Origin of the sequence: Rouxiella badensis, assembly GCF_026967515.2 — a bacterium.
Taxonomy (GTDB): Bacteria; Pseudomonadota; Gammaproteobacteria; order Enterobacterales; family Enterobacteriaceae; genus Rouxiella; species Rouxiella badensis.
Window position 1 is genome coordinate 3,262,899 of record NZ_CP114062.1, and the last position, 20,852, is coordinate 3,283,750.

The window sequence follows — 20,852 nt, forward strand, 5'->3', positions numbered from 1 at the left end:
TGAGATTCTGTCATCACACAATCTCAACGCTTAAAGAATATGGTGCACCCAGGAAGATTCGAACTTCCGACCGCTCGGTTCGTAGCCGAGTACTCTATCCAGCTGAGCTATGGGTGCAGGGGGTAGTACTTAAGTTTTTTACTGATGCTAAAGCGAAGGATTAAGAATGGTGCACCCAGGAAGATTCGAACTTCCGACCGCTCGGTTCGTAGCCGAGTACTCTATCCAGCTGAGCTATGGGTGCATAACAATTCTTTAATGCAGTTCTTTACAGCAGAGTTACTTCACCACTTTCACATTCTACCTTATCGGCCTCTGATGCTCACTTGATTGCAAATCAATATACATCAAAGAAAGAATGGTGCACCCAGGAAGATTCGAACTTCCGACCGCTCGGTTCGTAGCCGAGTACTCTATCCAGCTGAGCTATGGGTGCATCTTAAATGGCGGTGAGGCGGGGATTCGAACCCCGGATGCAGCTTTTGACCGCATACTCCCTTAGCAGGGGAGCGCCTTCAGCCTCTCGGCCACCTCACCATACGCTTCTTTCGAATTGTGCTGACTTACTTTGTTTAAGCTCATCGGCACTGCGTGGCGCACATATTACTTTCCCGCACTTATAAGTCAAACCCTTTTTTCCGAAGAATCGTTTGTTTGCACAATTCGCATCCAACCTGCGCAGATTACCGGCAAAATATGGCCTTTGATTGGTAAAAACCAATGTTTAATCAGTAAAAAGAGATTCAGGAAGTCTTGATAGTGGGAGAAGTTTTGTAAAGGAAAAGCGAGAAAACGGAAGGGGTAACGCTGAAAACGGCGCTAAAAAGGCATCAGCGCCTCGCCATCGACGAGACGCCTGATAAATTAATAACTCGTCTGTTGAGATTTTTCAGCCTGGATACGCTGGTAGATCTCTTCACGGTGAACAGAGACCTCTTTCGGCGCATTCACACCAATACGTACCTGATTACCTTTAACACCTAAAACGGTAACCGTAACCTCATCGCCAATCATGAGGGTTTCACCAACTCGGCGAGTTAGAATAAGCATTCTTTGCTCCTTGAAAAATTAAAAGAGTCGGGTCTCTCAGCATCACAGGCATTATCTATCATATGCTGTGAAAACGTAAGCCATGACCTCCACATTAAATGGTCGTCAGCTTTGTACCTTAGCTACGAGTTAATTTAAGTTTAGCTGAAATCAGCGCAGTCGTGGCTTAAATAGTGAGAATCAACCGGTCGTTAAGACTAAAAACGCCATAATACACAGTTAATTATGGCGTTCTCGCAGTTACTGATTGTATGACTAAAGCTTGTCGGAAACCCAAGCTTCAACGCCCGCAAGCGCTGCTGGCAAAGCTTGTACATCGGTACCGCCCGCCTGAGCCATATCAGGACGACCGCCGCCTTTCCCGCCGACCTGGGCTGCGATCGTACCGATGAGTTCACCGGCTTTGACACGATCGGTCAGGTCTTTTGTTACGCCCGCAATGAGACTCACCTTATCGTCCGCTACGGTAGCCAACACGATAATAACTGAACCCAACTGGTTTTTGAGGTCATCGACCATAGTACGCAACATTTTTGGTTCAACGTTATCCAGCTGTTTTACCAGCAGTTTAACGCCTTTAACGTCTTTCGTTTGGCCAGACAGTGAAGCACTTTCCTGCGCAGCCTGTTGATCTTTCACTTGCTGAAGCTCTTTTTCCAGCAGGCGTGAACGCTCAATCAGGGTACGAATCTTGTCGGTCACGCTGTTCACGTCACCTTTCACCAGATGAGCCACGTCCTGCAACAGGTCGCTCTGCTGATGAAGCGCATTAATCGCGTTTTCGCCAGTAATCGCTTCAATACGACGGACACCCGCTGCCGTGCCTGATTCGCTTTGAATACGGAACAGACCAATATCACCGGTGCGGCTGGCGTGGATCCCTCCGCAGAGCTCAGTAGAGAAGTCACCCATACGCAGTACGCGCACGTGATCTTCATATTTCTCACCGAACAGCGCCATTGCGCCCTGCTCTTTCGCGTCGTCGAGCGCCATGATGTTGGTCTCAATAGGCAGATTACGACGAATTTGCGCATTTACCAAATCTTCTACTTGGCGGATCTCTTCTGGCTTCATCGCTTCGAAATGCGAGAAGTCGAAACGCAGGTAGTTATCGTTGACCAGAGAGCCTTTCTGCGCCACGTGCTTGCCCAGAACCTGACGCAATGCTGCGTGCAGCAAATGGGTTGCAGAGTGGTTTAGACGAATGCGGTCACGGCGGGTTGCATCAACGTCTGCTTCGACGCTGTCGCCAACGGCAAGTTTACCTGCGCTCAACACGCCCTGATGGCCAATCGCTTTGCCGTACTTCTGAGTATCGCTTACCGCGAATTCGCCCGCAGAGGCTTTCAGAACGCCCTTATCGCCAACTTGACCACCGGATTCGCCATAGAATGGCGTGTCATCCAGAACCACGATGGCGCTTTCGCCCGCCTGGATCTCGTCAACCTGTTGGCCGTTAACGAATAGCGCCACCACTTTAGATTGACGCTGTACGTGCTCGTAGCCAGAGAACTGCGTCACGCCTTCAACACGGATCATGCTGTTGTAGTCTGCGCTGAAACCGCTGGACTCACGCGCACGGTTGCGCTGAACTTCCATCGCCTTCTCGAAGCCTTCTTCGTCAACCTTCAGATTACGTTCGCGACAAACGTCAGCGGTCAAATCGACAGGGAAGCCGAAGGTGTCATAAAGACGGAAAACAATTTCGCCTGGAAGGGTATCGCCTTTCAGTGCAGCCAGCTCTTCGTCCAGCAGCGCCAGACCGCGCTCCAGAGTACGTGCGAACTGCTCTTCTTCGGTTTTCAGCAACTGCTCAACGGTTGACTGCTGTTTTGCCAGTTCAACGGCCGCAGAACCCATCACCTGAATCAGGGGGGCAACCAGCTTATAGAAGAAGGTTTCCTTCGCGCCCAGCATGTTGCCATGACGAACCGCACGACGAATGATACGACGCAGCACGTAGCCACGACCTTCGTTAGAAGGAATAACACCATCGGAAATCAGGAAGGCGCAAGAACGAATGTGGTCGGCAATAACGCGCAGCGACTTGTTGTTGAGGTCGGTAGCGCCAGTGACGCTTGCCACAGCCGCGATCAGCGTCTGGAACAGGTCGATGTCATAGTTGGAGTTAACGTGTTGCAGCACCGCTGAAATACGCTCCAGACCCATACCGGTATCAACCGAAGGTTTAGGCAGCGGCAGCATGGTGCCATCAGCCTGGCGGTTGAACTGCATGAAGACCAGGTTCCAGATCTCGATGTAACGGTCGCCGTCTTCTTCTGCGCTACCCGGAGGACCGCCCCAGATGTGGTCGCCGTGGTCGAAGAAGATCTCGGAGCAAGGGCCGCAAGGACCGGTGTCACCCATCTGCCAGAAGTTATCTGACGCATACTGGGCACCTTTGTTATCACCGATACGGATGATGCGTTCTTTAGGTACGCCTATCTGCTTTTCCCAGATGTCGTAAGCTTCATCATCGGTAGCGTAGACGGTCACCCACAGCTTTTCTTTTGGCAGGTTGAACCAGGTCTCCCCAGTCAACAACTCCCAGGCAAACTTGATGGCGTCTTCTTTGAAGTAATCACCAAAGCTGAAGTTGCCCAGCATCTCGAAGAAGGTGTGGTGACGAGCGGTGTAACCCACGTTTTCTAAATCGTTGTGCTTACCACCGGCGCGTACGCAACGCTGAGACGTGGTCGCGCGATTGTAATCGCGGTTATCCAGGCCCAGAAAAACGTCTTTAAACTGGTTCATACCGGCATTGGTAAACATCAAGGTCGGATCATTAGTAGGGATCAGCGAGCTGCTGTCGACAACAGTGTGTCCCTTACTATGGAAGAAATCGAGAAACGCTTGACGGATCTCAGCGGTGCTCTTGCTCATAAATGTCCCGGAATAAGGCTAAAAAGGTCGGCCCGTGAGCAAGATTAGCGTGATAACGTCCAGCTTACTTTGTCGCTCACGAACAAAAAGTGGGGATAAGATAAAATTTCTTCGCTGGGAAGTAAAATCCCGTATGCGTTCAATCTTCAAAATCGCGATAAATAGACTGAATTTCTTCCTGAAAAAAACCTCGGTAGAGCAAATAACGTAAAACTTTCGACTTTTCTTTCCAATCGACAGGCAATGGCTGCCCAAATTTACGCGTCGCCAGCTCATACGCCTGAGTGCACCAATCGACCTCGCAATTTTCCAGCGCCAGGTTAATCACCTCTTTATCTACCCCCTTTTGCATCAGTTCGGAGCGAATACGCTGTGCGCCCAATCCCCTGCGACTGCGACCCGCAATGTAGCGGTCGGCGAATCTGGCGTCGTCTAGCCAGCCGTGCTCATAACAGTATGCAATAACCTGCTCGACCTGCTCGGGACAAATCTCCTCAACCTCTTTTTCTTTAGCAGCGGTTGCGACGGTCGGGCTACTGGATTGTTGATTTTTGCGGTTTTTGTAAGAGGAAGGACGAGTAAAGGGCTGGGGCGGCGTCAGCAGTTTACGACGAAGCTCGGCCTCACCGTGGTCACGCTGGCCCAGCAGGCGCATCGCTCTGGCAATCAGGTTATTAAGCTTTTTGGCATTATCGTCCTGCGTGGTGGAAAACAGTGATGAAAACGCGGCGTCCTCATTTATGTCCTGAGTCATTTTTCGCTCCTTAAAAAGCAAAAAAACAGCCTGGGTTGCAGGCTGTTTTTTAAGGCGACAATTTCTTAAGTACGGCCCTTGATGCGAAAGCCATACTCAGAACGGAGAATTAAAACTCTTCGCTGGTTTCAACGTTGTCGTCCAGTCCTTCGGCAGTCGATGCAACGCTCAGTTCACCGGTACCGCTCAGCAGCATTTCTCTGAGTTTTTTGTCGATTTCGGAAGCAATTTTCGGATTCTCTTTCAGGAAATTGCTGGCATTAGATTTGCCTTGACCGATTTTCTCGCCGTTGTAGCTGTACCATGCACCGGCTTTCTCGATCAGCTTGTGCTTAACGCCCAGGTCGACCAGCTCGCCGTTGATGTTGATGCCTTCACCATACATGATCTGGAATTCAGCCTGTTTGAACGGCGCAGCAATCTTGTTCTTAACAACTTTAACGCGCGTTTCGCTACCGACAACGACGTCGCCGTCTTTGATTGCGCCAATACGACGGATATCAAGACGTACAGAAGCATAGAACTTCAGTGCGTTACCACCGGTAGTGGTTTCCGGGTTACCGAACATCACACCAATTTTCATGCGGATTTGGTTAATGAAGATAAGCAGCGTGTTGGCATTTTTCAGGTTACCGGCCAGTTTACGCATCGCCTGGCTCATCATACGTGCCGCGAGGCCCATGTGAGAGTCACCGATTTCACCTTCGATTTCTGCTTTTGGTGTCAATGCAGCCACGGAGTCAACGATGATAACGTCAACCGCACCAGAGCGGGTCAGTGCGTCACAGATTTCAAGCGCCTGCTCACCGGTGTCCGGCTGAGAACACAGCAGATTGTCGATATCTACGCCCAATTTCTTGGCATAGATTGGGTCAAGCGCGTGTTCAGCATCGATAAATGCACAGGTTTTACCTTCGCGCTGAGCGGCAGCGATAACCTGCAGAGTCAGGGTCGTTTTACCTGAAGATTCTGGTCCGTAGATCTCTACGATACGGCCCATTGGCAAGCCACCTGCGCCCAACGCGATATCCAGAGACAGAGAGCCGGTGGAGATCGTTTCAACATCCATAGAGCGATCTTCACCAAGACGCATGATGGAGCCTTTACCGAATTGCTTTTCAATCTGGCCCAGTGCCGCAGCTAACGCCTTTTGCTTGTTCTCATCAATAGCCATTTTTACTCCTTCGGGTGACGAGCCGTGCGAAACTACACGTCGTTGTCACTGAATGTTGTTGTTTGGATGCAAAGTTCACATGCAGGTAATTAGCTGTAATTATACTGTATGCTCATACAGTATCAAGCCTATTTTTTCAAAAACTCGTCGAGTAAGGTTTGTAGCGAGAAAACAGCAGCTTGCAAACGTACGGCTTCGCGATCTCCGGAAAAAACCTGTTTGCATGCATAAATCCGACCATCTTTGTCGGCAAATCCAAACCATACGGTGCCCACTGGTTTAGCCTCACTGCCGCCATCAGGACCGGCAATTCCGCTAATCGATACCGCAACGTCCGCCCCCGCCGCATACCTTGCACCACGGGCCATTTCCCGCACGACCTGTTCACTGACCGCACCAAATTCTTTGAGCGTAGAATCGGAGACGTCCAGCAATTCACGCTTGGCGGCGTTACTGTATGTGACGAATCCACGGTCAAACCAGGCGGAGCTGCCTGCGACATCGGTAATGGCTTTCGCCACCCAGCCACCGGTGCAAGATTCGGCACAGGTTACCCACAGGCCGGCCGCTTTCAGCGCCGCCCCGACATCAATGCTGAGCTGCTGCAAATGCTTTTCGGTCATAGCTTGTCCCGCAACAAGAAAAGTTTAAGTCAGGCAATGTTAGCACTTCTCGCAGCCCAAGAGTTATGCAGAGTAACAAAGTACGGGAAGTCTCCCGAGACGTAAAAATGGCTTTCATTAGCAGGCACTGTTTATGGGAGCGCGCGCGCAGACGGGTGAAAATTGGAGAGAGTAAGGGAGAATAACGGCAGCAACGACCGCTGCTGCCGGAATTGAGGGTTGGGATATTAGTTACCCATGCGCGCCTGCTTCACCGCCAGACCCAGTTGCCACACGGCCATCGCGTACTGCGTGCTGTGGTTATAACGGGTAATAGCATAGAAGTTAGGCAGACCATACCAGTACTGATAGTAGGTGCCCATATCCAGACGCAGCAGGCTCGCCTGCTGATAACCGCCGAGGGATCCCATTGGCGTGAGGCCCACCGAGGCCAGCGTCGAGACGGAATATTTGGTCTGATAGCCGTTTTCCAGCCCGGCAGCCTGACCGCTCGCCTGCACCGCAACCGGCTCACCCGGCACCCAACCGTTTGATTTAAAGTAGTTGGCTACGCTGCCGATAGCGTCAATCGGGTCCCATAGGTTCACGTGACCATCGCCATCGAAGTCAACGGCGAATTGCTTGAATGCAGAAGGCATAAACTGGCCGTAACCCATCGCACCGGCGAAGGATCCACGTAGCGCCAGCGGATCGTCACCTTCCGCGCGGGACATCAACAGGAAGGTTTCCAGCTCACTGGCAAAGTATGCACCGCGGCGAGGATAGTCAAACGCCAGCGTCGCGAGGGCATCAATGATACGCGTTTTACCCATCACCCTACCCCAGCGCGTCTCTACGCCGATAATACCGACGATAATTTCAGGCGGTACACCATACTGCTGGTAGGCACGCTGCAGCGCATCCTGATACTGGTCCCAGAAGGCCACGCCGTTCTGCACGTTATCAGGCGTAATGAACTTGCTACGATAGCGGATCCACGCGCCGTAAGGCCCCGTCGGAGCCGGACCGATAGGCGCCTGGCGATCCATCAGCCGCAGAACCCAGTCCAGCCGCTTCGCCTGCCCGAGAGTATCCTGCAGCTGTTGACGGTCAAACCCGTGCTCGCGCACCATTTTGTCGATAAACGCATTGGCCGCGGCATTATCGGCAAAATCCCCGTTAGGCAAAAGGCCGTTCTGCGCAGGAGATAGCAGGAATCCACCGCTCGGTGCAGTACCTTGAGCAGAAGGGGTATTTTTCGGCGTACTGCTACAGGCTGAGAGCAGAACAACCATGGGAAGAAGGGTAGCCAGGTAGCGCATCAGATATCCGTATGGCGATACAAAAAAAGTAGATCGTCATGTTAATGCATTGTTTGCAACGAACAAACAGGAATGTTAAAGGGAAATTAAACAAACAACAGATAAACACTCCGCCAGACGGGGTTAAAACCAGGTGCTGGCGGAGGATCCTAGGCAGGTATTTTAGTTTTTCTTAACAAACTCGGATTTCAGCTTCATTTGGCCAAAACCGTCAATCTTACAGTCGATGTTGTGGTCGCCCTCAACCAGTCGGATACTCTTCACTTTGGTACCGATTTTAAGGGTCGATGAACTGCCTTTGACCTTGAGGTCTTTGATGACCGTGACCGCATCGCCGTCTGCCAGAAGATTGCCGTTAGCGTCTCTTACCACCCGTCCCTCTTCTTCTGCTGCTGCCGCATTGGCCGGCCACTCGTGACCGCATTCCGGACAGTTCAGCTGTTCGCCTTCCTGCCAGGTAAATTCAGAACTGCATTTAGGACAATGTGGTAATGATTGCACGCTAACCTCTTAAAAAAGCTAATAAAGAAATGAAAATACAGAAAAATAAAAGACCTTAGTCTTTGTCTGGGTACATTTTAGCTTTTTATCCTCTTTAAAAATACCCCCGTGCTATCCCACCAACAGCGTTTTAGGCTCCAGATAGGCCATCAACCCCCACTTGCCCATCTCGCGGCCTAAACCAGACTGCTTAACGCCGCCAAACGGCGCCTGAGGTTCGTGAGCCAGGGGATTAACCAGCACTCGGCCGGTTTCAATCTGTCGCGCCACACGGAGACCTCGCTCAAGACTGCCGCTCAGCACCATCGCATTGAGGCCATAATCTGTATCGTTGGCAATTTTCAGCGCATCGGCCTCAGTCTCATAAGGGATAATCGACAGCACGGGTCCAAAAATTTCTTCACGGGCAATTCGCATCTGATTATTGACCTGTGTGAATACCGTCGGTTTCACTAACCAGCCCTTATCGAACCCAGCAGGACGTCCTTCCCCACCGGTCAAAAGCGTTGCTCCTTCCTCCAGCCCAAGGCGAATATAGCTCTGCACGCGTTCCCACTGTTTGCGACTGACCATGGGCCCAATGTCGGTCTTCTCATCACGCGGAGAGCCGGACTGAATCTGTTCCACGGCGCGGGAGAAGGCCTGCTCGAACTCCGTTAAACGACTGCGCGGCACCAGAATACGCGTTCCGGCAATACAAGCCTGTCCGCTGTTCATAAACCCCGCCATCAACGCCATCGGCACCACGGTTGCAGCGTCGGCGTCGTCCAGAATAATGGTGGGTGATTTACCTCCCAGCTCCAGCGTCACGCGCTTGAGCGTCGCTGCACCGCTTTCGATAATCCCCTTGCCCACCGCCGTCGAGCCGGTAAAAGAAATCTTGGCGATATCAGGGTGACGGCTTATCTCTGCGCCAACGACCTCGCCACGCCCGGTGACAATGTTGAATACGCCCGCGGGCAGTTCGGCTTTATGCAACGCCTCGGTGATGATTTGTGTCTGAATAGCGCTCATCTCGCTCGGCTTGATAACGGCGGTACATCCCGCCGCCAGCGCGGTCGCCAACTTGTTGCAGATAAACCCTGCATCGCTGTTCCAGGGTGTAATCAGGCCAGCGACGCCGACCGGGCAAAGGATGACCTTCGCGATACCAGCCTGCTCTTCGAATTCAAAGGACTCGAGCGTCTGCATAACCTGTAAAATGACGTCTGCCGGATAGCTCGCCATCCAGCGTGAACGCGCGGCTGGCGCGCCGTACTCGGTGATAATGGCCTCCAACAGTTCCTCTTCACAGGCCACCACGGCGGCATGCATGCGTTTGAGTGCGGCAATACGCTGCACTTTAGTCGTGCGCGACCACTCCGGGAACGCCGCTTTCGCTGCCGCTATCGCCCGCTGAGTATCCTCTACGTCGGCCAGTTGTACCGTGCCAATCACCTCTTCAGTAGCCGGATTAAACAGCTCGAAACGTTCGGTGCCGTGAGGTGTCAGAAACTCACCGTTGATATAGATTTTGTCGATCTTTTGCATGATGGATCCTCAAACGCACTCGTTAATAAGTTTTCAATATTGAGGAGTATAAGAAGGCTAGGTTGCTCTGATAAGCGGGGTTATGCTGTACGGGGTATAACGAAAATCAGGACAATAAACGATGCATCGTACTGGTCTGACTGAGCTTGAAGTGACTCTTGCCGTCGCGCAACGCAGCAGCTTTCGCGCCGCCGCGCGCGAGCTAGGCATGTCTGCTACCGCGGTCAGCAATGCCGTTGCCGGCCTTGAGGCTCGCCTCAATATTAGACTCTTTAACCGCTCAACGCGCAGCGTATCGCTTACCGAGGCGGGCCGACGTTATGTCGAACGCATTGCCCCCGCACTGGCCGAGATTCAGCGTGCTTCGAAAGAGATAAGCACACAGCCCGAGTCACCCACCGGCACCCTGCGTATTAATGCTCCGCCCGAATCTGCACTGCTGCTGTTTGAGCCGCTGCTGCGGGAATATCTTCAGCGTTACCCCAACATGCGCATAGATATCGCGACCGAGGCCCGGATGATCGATATCGTTGCCGAGGGCTTTGACGCGGGGATCCGACTCGGTGAATCGGTACCGCAGGACATGATAGCCGTGCCAGTGACGCCCCCGGCACGCATGCTCATCGTCGGAAGTCCGCAGTATTTCGCCACCCACGGCGTGCCGCAAACGCCGGAGGACCTCGCCGCGCATCAAGGGGTCGGCATGCGTATGTCTCACGGCGGAATCTACCACTGGGAGCTTGAGCGTCATCAGCAAAAATTTGCGATAAACATACCGACGCGAATCGTGCTCAACGAGTTACGCGCTATCCGCCAGGCGGCACGCAGCGGCATGGGTCTGGCGTTCATTTCAAGCTGGTTTATCGAAAAGGATCTGGCCAGCGGCAGTCTGGTCAGCGTGCTGGAAGAGTGGTGCCCTTCGTTTGAAGGATTACGGCTGTATTATCCCGGTCGCAGACACGTTCCAGCGGGATTAAAGGCGCTGATCGAAATGGTGCATGAAATACGCGACCGCCAGATCTAGCAGCAGCTCTGGCCGACAACAAGCGCCCACACTTCTTTGCAAATCTCCGAGATGCATTCCCGTTTGCGGGGTGTCAGTTTTGACGTGCTTGGGCTACTATACCCGCACAAAATTTTAGAGTTATAGAGCCTTTTTAACTCTATGAATGACTTAAACAACTAAGAAACTAAGCGCATGAGTAATAGCGATAATTTAGATGCCCACACCCCCATGATGCAGCAGTACCTGCGTCTAAAGGCACAGAATCCTGAAATCCTGATGTTCTACCGGATGGGCGACTTCTATGAGTTGTTCTATGACGACGCCAAAAAGGCCTCGCAGCTGCTGGACATCTCGCTGACCAAGCGCGGCGCCTCCGCCGGTGAACCCATCCCAATGGCGGGCGTTCCTTATCACGCGGTTGAAGGCTATCTTGCCAAGCTAGTGCATCTCGGCGAATCCGTTGCCATCTGTGAACAGGTTGGCGATCCGGCCTTAAGTAAAGGCCCTGTCGAGCGTAAAGTGGTGCGCATTGTCACGCCAGGAACCGTCAGTGACGAAGCGCTGCTAAGCGAACGTCAGGACAACCTGTTGGCCGCCATCTGGCAAGACGGTCGAGGCTTCGGCTACGCAACGCTCGATATCAGCTCAGGACGTTTCCGCGTTGCTCAACCGACCGACCTCGAAACGATGGCCGCCGAAATCCAGCGCACGAACCCGGCAGAATTGCTCTATCCGGAAACCTTCGAGTCGATGTCGTTAATCGACACCCGCCGTGGCCTGCGTCGTCGCCCAATCTGGGAGTTCGAGCTCGACACCGCGCGCCAGCAACTTAATCTTCAGTTCGGCACCCGTGACCTCAGCGGTTTTGGCGTCGAACAGGCTACGCAGGCGCTGCGTGCAGCCGGCTGCCTATTGCAGTACGTGAAAGACACCCAGCGCACCTCGCTGCCGCATATTCGTGGCGTGACCATGGAGCGTCAGCAGGACGGCATCATTATGGATGCCGCCACCAGACGCAATCTTGAGCTGACGCAAAACCTCTCCGGCGGCGTTGAAAACACGCTGGCTGCCATTCTCGACCAAAGCGTCACGCCGATGGGCAGCCGCATGCTCAAGCGTTGGATCCACATGCCAACGCGCGATTTCAAGGTACTGAACAATCGCCAGCAGGCGGTCGGTGCTTTGCAGGACTTGACCGCCGAGCTGCAACCGGTACTGCGTCAGGTCGGCGACCTCGAACGTATTCTGGCACGTCTGGCGCTGCGAAGCGCGCGTCCGCGCGACCTGGCACGTATGCGCCACGCACTCCAGCAGTTGCCGGAGATCCGCGCTCTGCTTCAGCCAATCGACGTCCCTTACGTTCAATCGCTGGTTGAAAAGGCCGGCGAATTTGATGAGCTGATCGCCCTGCTCGAGCGCGCCATTATTGACGCACCGCCCGTGCTGGTGCGCGACGGTGGCGTGATTGCGCCGGGATACAATGCCGAACTCGACGAATGGCGAGCGCTGGCCGACGGAGCAACGGATTACCTCGACCGCCTCGAGATCCGCGAACGCGAAAAGCTGGGTCTGGATACCCTGAAAGTGGGCTTCAACGGCGTGCACGGTTACTACATACAGATAAGCCGTGGTCAGAGCCACCTTGCACCTATCCATTATGTTCGCCGCCAGACGCTAAAAAATGCCGAACGCTACATCATTCCCGAACTGAAAGAGTATGAAGACAAGGTCCTGACTTCAAAAGGCAAAGCGCTGTCGCTGGAGAAAGCGCTGTACGAAGAGCTGTTTGATCTGCTGATGCCGCACCTTTCTGCGCTCCAGCAGAGCGCCGCGGCGCTGGCTGAAATCGACGTACTGAATAATCTGGCTGAGCGCGCTTACACGCTCAACTATTGCTGCCCAACGCTGAGCGAAAAGCCGGGCATCAACATTGTCGGTGGTCGTCATCCGGTGGTGGAACAGGTGCTGAGCGAACCCTTTATTTCTAATCCGCTGGTCATGTCTCCACAGCGCAGAATGCTGATTATTACCGGTCCCAACATGGGCGGTAAGAGTACCTATATGCGTCAAGCCGCACTGATTGCGCTGATGGCGCACATCGGTAGCTACGTACCCGCCGAGCAGGCCACGCTGGGGCCTATCGACCGTATCTTCACCCGCGTCGGTGCCGCAGATGACCTGGCCTCGGGCCGTTCAACCTTCATGGTTGAAATGACTGAGACCGCCAATATTCTGCACAACGCCACCGAGAACAGCCTGGTGTTGATGGACGAAATTGGCCGTGGCACCTCCACCTATGACGGTCTGTCGCTGGCCTGGGCCTGCGCTGAAAGCCTGGCGAGCCGCATCAAGGCTATGACGCTGTTCGCCACCCACTACTTTGAGCTGACGACGCTGCCGGAGAAAATGGAAGGCACGGTGAATATCCATCTCGACGCGATTGAGCACGGCGATACCATTGCCTTTATGCACAGCGTTCAGGAAGGGGCGGCGAGCAAGAGTTATGGACTGGCGGTTGCTGCGCTGGCCGGTGTGCCGCGCGAGGTTATTAAGCGCGCCAGACAGAAACTCAAAGAGCTGGAAGCACTGTCGAATAACGCCGCCGCCAGCAAGATTGATGGCCCACAGTTGCCGCTGCTGAGCGAAGAGATTTCACCGGCGGTTGAAGCCCTTGAAGCGCTAGACGCAGATTCACTGTCGCCACGGCAGGCGCTGGAATGGATCTATCGCCTCAAGGCGATGGTGTAAACTTCACCGCATCATTGGTTGAAAATAAAAAGGGAGAGCAATGAGTTGCTCCCCCTTTTTGTGTTGCTTCGATTGTACAGTTTACCGATGATTATTCACGGAACAACGCTTCGATGCTCAAACCTTGTCCCTGCAGAATTTCACGCAGGCGACGCAGCCCTTCAACCTGTATCTGACGAACACGTTCACGCGTCAGGCCTATCTCACGACCTACATCCTCAAGAGTTGCCGCTTCATAACCCAACAGGCCGAAACGACGCGCCAGGACTTCACGCTGTTTTGCATTCAGTTCGAACAGCCACTTAACGATGCTGTGTTTCATGTCATCGTCTTGCGTGGTGTCTTCCGGTCCGTTCTCTTTCTCGTCGGCCAGAATGTCCAGCAACGCCTTCTCCGAGTCACCACCCAATGGGGTGTCAACGGAGGTGATGCGCTCATTCAAGCGCAGCATACGGCTAACGTCGTGGACCGGTTTGTCGAGCTGTTCTGCAATTTCTTCGGCACTAGGCTCATGGTCGAGCTTGTGTGCCAGTTCACGTGCAGTACGCAGATAAACGTTCAGTTCTTTAACGATGTGAATTGGCAAACGAATGGTACGGGTTTGATTCATGATCGCCCGTTCGATTGTTTGACGGATCCACCATGTCGCATAAGTGGAAAATCTAAAACCGCGCTCAGGGTCAAACTTCTCAACGGCACGAATCAGACCGAGGTTACCCTCTTCAATCAGATCCAGCAGCGCCAGACCGCGATTACTGTAGCGGCGCGCAATCTTGACCACTAAACGCAGGTTACTTTCAATCATGCGGCGGCGAGATGGTACGTCACCTCGCAGCGCACGCCGTGCAAAATAAACCTCTTCTTCTGCGGTAAGCAGAGGAGAGTAACCAATTTCACCAAGGTACAGTTGAGTTGCATCCAGCACTCTTTGGCTTACAGCCTGTGACAGTAACTCCTCTTCAGCTTCAAGAGCGTCACTATCAACAGACTCCTCGACGGTTGCTTTCTCTTCGTCAAAGGCTTCAGCGCTGTTCTCATCGAAATCTACATCATCATGTAACTCGTTAACTTTCAGCGTATTCTGACTCATAAGCTGCTCCTACCCGTGGTCCCAAGAGCAGAATCAGTGACTCTGCCCGGCTTATCGCTGCGGAAGATAACGCAGCGGGTTTACGGATTTCCCCTTGTAACGAATTTCAAAATGCAATCTTACTGAGCTGGTTCCGGTGCTACCCATCGTCGCTATTTTTTGACCCGCCTGCACTTCTTGTTGTTCCCGGACCAGCATTGAATCATTGTGTGCATAGGCGCTCAGGTAGTCATCATTGTGTTTAATGATGATCAGATTACCGTAGCCACGTAGCGCATTACCGGCATAAACGACTCGCCCGCTGGCGGTTGCCAATACTGGTTGTCCACGTGAACCGGCGATATCGATACCTTTATTTCCCCCCTCAGAGGCTGAGAAATTATCGATAATTCTCCCTTCAGTCGGCCATCTCCAAGAGGAAACTGGGCCGCCATTGTCTGTCGTACTTTCGACGGGAGCGCTCGGTGCGGTAACAGGTGCCGTCGTCGTTGCGACAACGCCCGCTGTAGGCAACATCCGACCTACATTCTGTTTACTTGAAGATTCAGAATACGTGGTAGTTGGTTGAGATGCAACCACTGTACCCTGCATCATGCCGCTTGAAGGGGCTTTAGGAATCCCCCCCTGCGTTGCATCCGTTGCGGCCAACATACCGCCGCTGCTCGCGGTGCGAGAAACGTTATTAATTTGAATACGTTGACCTACTTCAAGCGCATACGGCTCGGCGATATTGTTACGGGCCGCCAGGTCTCGGAAGTCATTACCGGTTATCCAGGCAATGTAAAAAAGAGTGTCGCCGCGCTTAACTTTATAGGTGCTTCCGCTGTAGCTGCCTTTCGGAATACTGTTATAACTGCGGTTATAAACGATGTGTCCCTGAGCATTAATCATCGGGGCATTATCGCTGGAATTCGGAGTAATCTGACCCCCTTGAGGGGCGCGGAGCATGCCTCCGCCACCGTTTACGGTGCTAATTGGAGCAGTCGTCGAGGCATTATTGGAACATCCCGCAAGCCAGGCGCCAACAAATGTACATACCGCAATGCGGCTTAAGGTTTTAATTGGGCTTCCCGTGCTCATAACTCCCCCATGACGGCAATATCAGAATCTATCGCGGCTCAGGCCAAACGCTGCCTGGATCCATTAGGAACCATTTAACAACGAAAGGCGGGCCGTTTACATGCTGGCTGACGCGAAATCAGCCGATGGCGATAGTTAAAAAAACTGTGGCAATAAAAAACTGTAGTGAATGCTATCAACAACGCAACGTTATCACCATAAGTCAGTTGTATTTAAATTTTAGGGGTTTAGTCCCGAATAGTACGAAAAACGCACTCAGGCGAGCTCACCTTTCACCAAGGGAACAAAACGAACAGCCTCGATGTTTTCGATAGTAAAATCATTCGCACGTCGTTGGATACGTTGCAAAGTCTGATTTTGCTCTCCAACCGGCAAAACCATCACCCCGCCTTCCGCAAGCTGAGTGAGTAATTCCTGAGGGATTTCGGGAGGGGCGGCGGTGACGATAATGGCATCGAAGGGGCCGCGAGAAGGCCACCCTTCCCAGCCGTCGCCGTGGCGCGTTGAGACATTATGCAGATCCAGCTGTTTGAGGCGGCGCTTAGCCTGCCATTGCAGCCCTTTAATCCTTTCAACGGAAAAAACGTGCTCAACCAAATGGGCAAGAATAGCGGTTTGATAACCCGAGCCGGTGCCGATTTCCAACACGCGCGACGTAGGTGTTAAACGCAGCAGCTCCGTCATGCGGGCAACGGTATAAGGCTGGGAAATAGTTTGCCCGAGTCCGATAGGCAGAGCGGTATTTTCATAGGCCTTGTGCTGAAAGGCTTCATCGACGAAGCGTTCACGCGGGACCGTTTCAATCGCCTGTAGCAGCGGCTCATCAGAGATGCCCAGCTTGCGCAGTTGCTCGAGCAAATTGTACATCGGCTTAATCACCATTCCCGCTCACCTCGGCTTTGGCTAACCACGTTCTGACAATGTCCTGCGCCGCATAGGCCGTCAGGTCCACGTGCAAAGGGGTAATGGAGACATAGCCCTGTGCCACGGCGGCAAAATCGGTATCCGGTGCGACATCAAACTTTTCACCGGGCGGGCCAATCCAGTACATATCCTGGCCGCGAGGGTCCTGCTGACAAAATACCTGTTCTGCAGGATGACGGCTACCGCAGCGTGTCACGCGAAAGCCTTTAATGCTTTCGAGCGGCAGGTCGGGAACGTTGATATTAAGGATTCGACCGGTGCGCAGCGGCTCTTTCGCCAGCATGCGCAGAATGCGGCAGGTGATAGCCGCAGCGGTATCGTAATGCTGATGGCCGTCGAGTGACACGGCAAGCGCAGGATAGCCCAAGTGCCGCCCTTCCATTGCGGCAGCGACGGTACCGGAATAAATAACGTCATCCCCCAGATTCGGGCCAGCGTTAATGCCTGAGACAACAATATCCGGGCGCGGCTGCATCAGCCGATTAACGCCGAGATAGACGCAGTCCGTTGGGGTTCCGTTAATAACAGCAGTGTCACCGTTGGGATAGGTTTGAATACGTAAGGGTGAGTCCAGCGTCAGCGCGTTCGATGCGCCGCTGCGATTCCTGTCGGGCGCAACCACCGTCACCTCGGCGAATTCGCGCAGCGCAGAAGCTAGCGCCTGGATACCGGGAGCCGTCACACCGTCATCATTACTCAACAATATCCGTATCAAAGATGTCATGCCTTGTTCTCAGTAGATTGCAAAGAAAATCCTCTGGTTATCATTTAGTTGCACAACGATCGCGCATTCACGCTGCGACGCAATCCCGTTGCCGTCAAACCAGTGATGATTATAACCGTTGTCAGCTGGGTTTCTACAGTGAAAAAACAGGCTTGTAGGAAAGCGCAGCCGTTTGGTTAATAAATATAAAATAAATGACTTTCATTACGTTCACTGCGCACTGCCATCAAATAGAGAATATTCTCTATCTATAAGCATTGAAGTATTAATAAATGCGAGAAATATCCGGCCCTTCCCTTAGAGAAACAATCCACAACCCACTGTAATATATGCACGCGAAATATAAGAACACCGACACCGGACTTTATATTTCCCCTTCACCCATTCTTAATTTATCTATTTTAATTTCATAATGAATTTTGCTGCACGAAAATTCAAACAGAGAGAACATGAAAAATATAATGCTAAAATCCAAAGTCGCCGCCTGTCTCGCACTATGCGGTCTTATTGGTTTCTCAAACGTGACTTTCGCGGCAACGGACTATGCGGCTACCATGCCTTCAATTGAAGGTAAAAAGTTGATGGTCGGCTATTGGCATAACTGGGATCAGGGATTCTCTGGGGACTATGCGCAGGGCTATCCCAAAAAAATGAACCTTAAAGATACTCCTAAAGAGTTTAACGTCGTGATGGTCTCGTTCATGAAGTCAACCAATGACAATAGCATGCCGACCTTTACCCCTTACTATGGAACGGAGCAAAGCTTTCGCACCGAGATTTCGGAGCTAAATCAGCGTGGACAGGCTGTTCTGCTGTCTCTTGGTGGTGCGGATGCGCACATTGAACTGCACGCTGCCAAAGGCGATACGCAAAAGTTTGCCAATGAAATCATACGCCTGGTCGAGACCTACGGTTTCGACGGCCTGGATATTGACCTTGAGCAAGCGGCTATCAAGAAAGCTGATAATGAGACCGTTATTCCCGCTGCACTGAAAATAGTCCGCAAACATTATGAAAATCAGGGTAAGCATTTTATTATCAGTATGGCCCCTGAAATTCCTTATCTGACCGAAATTACCCCAGAGTATATAAACTATATTAAAAATCTGGATGGCTACTATGATTTTATTGCTCCGCAATATTATAACCAGGGCGCGTTCGGGATTGGCTTTGAACCTGAAGACACCTCAGACGGCGTCTATTGGGTTAATTATCGCCAGGATGATGACTCTAAAAAATATGAATTCCTTTATCACTTTACTAAAGAACTGATTGCTAACCCACACGGTAAGGCAGCAGTGAAAATCCCTGCCAATAAATTAGTTATCGGCTTGCCAAGTAATAACTCAGCGGCTGCAACAGGTTTTGTCAAAACGCCGCAGGACGTGTATCGCGTTTTCAAAGATTTAGAAAAAGAAGGCATGCCGTTAAGAGGGGTGATGACCTGGTCGATAAACTGGGATGAAGGTGAAAATGTCTCTCATCAGGGCTTCAACGGCCAGTTCCGTAAAGATTACACCGACCTGATTTACGGCGAAAATGCTATCGTGACTCCAGACGAAGATACCACGGCGCCGAGCGTACCTACCCATCTGCATGGAGAAGCGACCGCCAGCAGCATTCATCTGACCTGGACGGCCTCGACAGACGACAACGCCGCAGGCGTTCATCATTATGAAATATATCGTAATAATGTCAAAATTTCCGATGCTCCCTCCCATGAATACACCGACGTTAATTTACAGGAAAACGTCGAGTATCATTACACCGTCAAGGCCGTCGACGCCGCAAACAATATTTCTGCCGCCAGCGATGTTCTGAGCATCAAGACCGAAAAAGCCCCGGCACACGACGCCCAGGCACCCACCATTCCCACTCAGTTGGTAGCAACGCAGGTTGCACAAAATAGCGTGACGCTGACGTGGAAAGCCTCAACGGATAATGTGAAAGTGTTGGGTTACGAGATTTTCCGCAATGGCAAACTGGCATTTAACGTGAAAGAAATCCGCGTTGAGGACAAAAATCTTCAGCCGGATACCACTTACCACTATCAGGTAAGTGCGACGGATATCTCAGGCAATAAGTCCGGCCTTTCCGAGATGCTGTCCGTTACCACCAAAGAGAAAAGTGACGACAACGGTAGTGCGCACCCGGCTTACAAAGAAGGCACCCATTATCAGGCCGGTGACATCGTTACCGCCGCTGACGGCAACGCCTATCAGTGTAAGCCCTCGCCTTATACCCCATGGTGTAGCGGCGTGGCGTGGGCCTATGCGCCTTCTACCGGCAGCGCATGGCAACAGGCGTGGGACAAGAAGTAAATTCTTAGAGTACAAAAACATAGAAAGCCGGCTAGCCGGCTTTCTATGTCAACTTTGAACCCCCTCCTCGTGAGGGAGTAATTGTTGCGCAGAAGATTATTCGCTGATATCCGCGTCGCCTTCACCCTGTCCCATCAACTCACGGACCAGGCTGGTGGCAAAACTGCCCGCGGGCAGCCAGAACTTAAGCTCCAGCGTCGCCTCGTCCAGCGGTTTCCAGACGATGTTCTGCGGGTGCAGCATAATGGCACGGCGCGCAGGATCAACACGTTCACGCTTGAGCAGAGACAGCAGCGGCGTCTGGTCCTCAATGCAGCTCAGCTCGAAGGCTTCGGCATCCTGCTGTGAACCCAAAGGACCATCACCCGGCAACGGTGCCGTGATCAACAGCTCACCGCTGGCCACGCGCGACTGCACCGACTCCAGCTCTTCTTCCCTGGCAACAAACCAGCTGCCGCGTCCACTCAACTGAAGCGCATCACCCAGCATCGCCTCACTCATCAGCCCTTTTGCCAAACGCTGGCTGGCGACAATGTTAAACATCGCGCTACGGCTAGCAGAAAGATAGAAGCTGCGCTTAGGGCGCTCTTTAACGCGGATTTCGTCCTTCGCCCAGCGGGTCGCCTGCAGCAGATTATTGCCGCCGCGCCCAAAGCGCTGCACGCCAAAATAGTTAGGCACGCCCTGTAACACAATCTTCTCCAGACGCTGCTCAATGTCTGCAAGGTCGGTCAAATCGCGCAGTACCAGTGTGAATGCATTGCCTTTCAGTGTACCGATACGCATCTTTTTCAGATGACGAGCAAAGCGCACCACTTCACAGCCTTCGAGCTGGAACTGGCTGAGGTCCGGGTTTTCTTTCCCCGGCAAATGCACACAGAACCACTGCTCGGTAACGGCGTGGCGGTCTTTAAGACCCGCATAGCTTACCGAACGGGGATGCACACCGGCGAAACGGGCCAACTGCTCGGCGACAAACTGGGTGTTGCAGCCGGTCTTGCGGATGCGCACCAGCAGATGCTCCCCTTCCCCGTCCGGCTCAAAGCCAAGGTCTTCCTCAACGATGAAATCTTCTGGATTGGCTTTCAGCGTACCGTTCGAAAGCGGCTTGCCGTACAGCCAGGTCAGATTATTCATGTCCAT

General features: G+C 52.6%; 16 protein-coding genes and 4 tRNA genes. 3 read left to right on the plus strand and 17 right to left on the minus strand.

Annotation, left to right across the window (positions count from 1 at the left end):
• Positions 1–40: 40 nt before the first annotated feature.
• From O1V65_RS15145 to O1V65_RS15200, 12 genes are all read right to left on the minus strand, one after another.
• Positions 41–117: transfer RNA gene (locus O1V65_RS15145), tRNA-Arg, on the minus strand.
• 50 nt (positions 118–167) lie between these two features.
• Positions 168–244 (minus strand) — tRNA-Arg (locus O1V65_RS15150).
• Between the two features lie 115 nt (positions 245–359).
• Positions 360–436: transfer RNA gene (locus O1V65_RS15155), tRNA-Arg, on the minus strand.
• Positions 437–444: 8 nt separating this feature from the next.
• Positions 445–537: transfer RNA gene (locus tag O1V65_RS15160), tRNA-Ser, on the minus strand.
• Between the two features lie 327 nt (positions 538–864).
• Positions 865–1,050: a carbon storage regulator CsrA gene (gene csrA / locus O1V65_RS15165; RefSeq protein WP_013574027.1), complete on the minus strand. Its 186-nt coding sequence runs from the start codon at positions 1,048–1,050 to the stop codon at positions 865–867.
• Between the two features lie 255 nt (positions 1,051–1,305).
• Positions 1,306–3,933, minus strand: a complete 2,628-nt coding sequence (gene alaS, locus O1V65_RS15170; protein WP_269129847.1) for an alanine--tRNA ligase — start codon at positions 3,931–3,933, stop codon at positions 1,306–1,308.
• A 139-nt stretch (positions 3,934–4,072) separates the two neighbouring features.
• On the minus strand, positions 4,073–4,588 hold the full coding sequence (gene recX, locus O1V65_RS15175) for a recombination regulator RecX (protein ID WP_038327792.1): 516 nt from the start codon (positions 4,586–4,588) through the stop codon (positions 4,073–4,075).
• Between the two features lie 208 nt (positions 4,589–4,796).
• Positions 4,797–5,861 (minus strand): recombinase RecA, encoded by a 1,065-nt coding sequence (gene recA, locus O1V65_RS15180; protein ID WP_017490849.1) that lies wholly within the window; start codon positions 5,859–5,861, stop codon positions 4,797–4,799.
• Positions 5,862–5,989: 128 nt separating this feature from the next.
• Positions 5,990–6,484: a nicotinamide-nucleotide amidase gene (pncC, locus tag O1V65_RS15185; protein WP_017490850.1), complete on the minus strand. Its 495-nt coding sequence runs from the start codon at positions 6,482–6,484 to the stop codon at positions 5,990–5,992.
• A 227-nt stretch (positions 6,485–6,711) separates the two neighbouring features.
• Complete coding sequence (gene mltB / locus O1V65_RS15190) at positions 6,712–7,785, minus strand: lytic murein transglycosylase B (RefSeq protein ID WP_017490851.1); 1,074 nt, start codon at positions 7,783–7,785, stop codon at positions 6,712–6,714.
• Between the two features lie 162 nt (positions 7,786–7,947).
• On the minus strand, positions 7,948–8,286 hold the full coding sequence (locus tag O1V65_RS15195) for a zinc ribbon domain-containing protein YjdM (RefSeq protein ID WP_084913223.1): 339 nt from the start codon (positions 8,284–8,286) through the stop codon (positions 7,948–7,950).
• A 111-nt stretch (positions 8,287–8,397) separates the two neighbouring features.
• Positions 8,398–9,816, minus strand: a complete 1,419-nt coding sequence (locus O1V65_RS15200; protein WP_269129849.1) for an aldehyde dehydrogenase family protein — start codon at positions 9,814–9,816, stop codon at positions 8,398–8,400.
• Between the two features lie 121 nt (positions 9,817–9,937).
• Between O1V65_RS15200 and O1V65_RS15205 the strand changes: the two genes are divergently transcribed.
• Positions 9,938–10,840 carry a LysR family transcriptional regulator gene (locus tag O1V65_RS15205; RefSeq protein ID WP_269129850.1) on the plus strand — a complete coding sequence of 301 codons (903 nt, stop codon included), beginning with the start codon at positions 9,938–9,940 and terminating at the stop codon, positions 10,838–10,840.
• A gap of 174 nt (positions 10,841–11,014) precedes the next feature.
• A complete protein-coding gene (gene mutS / locus O1V65_RS15210; RefSeq protein WP_269129851.1) occupies positions 11,015–13,570 on the plus strand; it encodes a DNA mismatch repair protein MutS in 2,556 nt (851 codons plus the stop codon).
• 91 nt (positions 13,571–13,661) lie between these two features.
• Here the strand turns inward: mutS and rpoS are convergent, their stop codons facing one another.
• The 4 genes from rpoS to surE all read right to left on the minus strand — a co-directional run bounded on the left by rpoS (position 13,662) and on the right by surE (position 17,379).
• Positions 13,662–14,660: an RNA polymerase sigma factor RpoS gene (rpoS, locus tag O1V65_RS15215; protein WP_017490856.1), complete on the minus strand. Its 999-nt coding sequence runs from the start codon at positions 14,658–14,660 to the stop codon at positions 13,662–13,664.
• Between the two features lie 51 nt (positions 14,661–14,711).
• Positions 14,712–15,740, minus strand: coding sequence for a murein hydrolase activator NlpD (gene nlpD / locus O1V65_RS15220; RefSeq protein WP_017490857.1), 1,029 nt, complete (start codon positions 15,738–15,740; stop codon positions 14,712–14,714).
• Between the two features lie 255 nt (positions 15,741–15,995).
• Positions 15,996–16,622: a protein-L-isoaspartate(D-aspartate) O-methyltransferase gene (locus O1V65_RS15225; RefSeq protein ID WP_017490858.1), complete on the minus strand. Its 627-nt coding sequence runs from the start codon at positions 16,620–16,622 to the stop codon at positions 15,996–15,998.
• Positions 16,612–17,379, minus strand: coding sequence for a 5'/3'-nucleotidase SurE (surE, locus tag O1V65_RS15230; RefSeq protein WP_026110389.1), 768 nt, complete (start codon positions 17,377–17,379; stop codon positions 16,612–16,614). Before surE ends, O1V65_RS15225 begins: the two co-directional genes overlap by 11 nt.
• Positions 17,380–17,837: 458 nt before the next feature.
• Between surE and O1V65_RS15235 the strand changes: the two genes are divergently transcribed.
• Positions 17,838–19,709 (plus strand): fibronectin type III domain-containing protein, encoded by a 1,872-nt coding sequence (locus tag O1V65_RS15235; RefSeq protein ID WP_269129852.1) that lies wholly within the window; start codon positions 17,838–17,840, stop codon positions 19,707–19,709.
• Positions 19,710–19,805: 96 nt separating this feature from the next.
• Here O1V65_RS15235 and truD read toward each other — a convergent pair whose 3' ends face one another.
• On the minus strand, positions 19,806–20,852 hold the full coding sequence (gene truD, locus O1V65_RS15240; RefSeq protein ID WP_017490861.1) for a tRNA pseudouridine(13) synthase TruD: 1,047 nt from the start codon (positions 20,850–20,852) through the stop codon (positions 19,806–19,808).

Coding starts and splice junctions, on each gene's coding strand:
- csrA (WP_013574027.1), bottom strand. CDS start 1,050: ATGCTTATTCTAACTCGCCGAGTTGGTGAAACCCTCATGATTGGCGAT.
- alaS (WP_269129847.1), bottom strand. CDS start 3,933: ATGAGCAAGAGCACCGCTGAGATCCGTCAAGCGTTTCTCGATTTCTTC.
- recX (WP_038327792.1), bottom strand. CDS start 4,588: ATGCGCCTGCTGGGCCAGCGTGACCACGGTGAGGCCGAGCTTCGTCGT.
- recA (WP_017490849.1), bottom strand. CDS start 5,861: ATGGCTATTGATGAGAACAAGCAAAAGGCGTTAGCTGCGGCACTGGGC.
- pncC (WP_017490850.1), bottom strand. CDS start 6,484: ATGACCGAAAAGCATTTGCAGCAGCTCAGCATTGATGTCGGGGCGGCG.
- mltB (WP_017490851.1), bottom strand. CDS start 7,785: ATGCGCTACCTGGCTACCCTTCTTCCCATGGTTGTTCTGCTCTCAGCC.
- O1V65_RS15200 (WP_269129849.1), bottom strand. CDS start 9,816: ATGCAAAAGATCGACAAAATCTATATCAACGGTGAGTTTCTGACACCT.
- O1V65_RS15205 (WP_269129850.1), top strand. CDS start 9,938: ATGCATCGTACTGGTCTGACTGAGCTTGAAGTGACTCTTGCCGTCGCG.
- mutS (WP_269129851.1), top strand. CDS start 11,015: ATGAGTAATAGCGATAATTTAGATGCCCACACCCCCATGATGCAGCAG.
- rpoS (WP_017490856.1), bottom strand. CDS start 14,660: ATGAGTCAGAATACGCTGAAAGTTAACGAGTTACATGATGATGTAGAT.
- nlpD (WP_017490857.1), bottom strand. CDS start 15,740: ATGAGCACGGGAAGCCCAATTAAAACCTTAAGCCGCATTGCGGTATGT.
- O1V65_RS15225 (WP_017490858.1), bottom strand. CDS start 16,622: ATGGTGATTAAGCCGATGTACAATTTGCTCGAGCAACTGCGCAAGCTG.
- O1V65_RS15235 (WP_269129852.1), top strand. CDS start 17,838: ATGAAAAATATAATGCTAAAATCCAAAGTCGCCGCCTGTCTCGCACTA.
- truD (WP_017490861.1), bottom strand. CDS start 20,852: ATGGACATGAATAATCTGACCTGGCTGTACGGCAAGCCGCTTTCGAAC.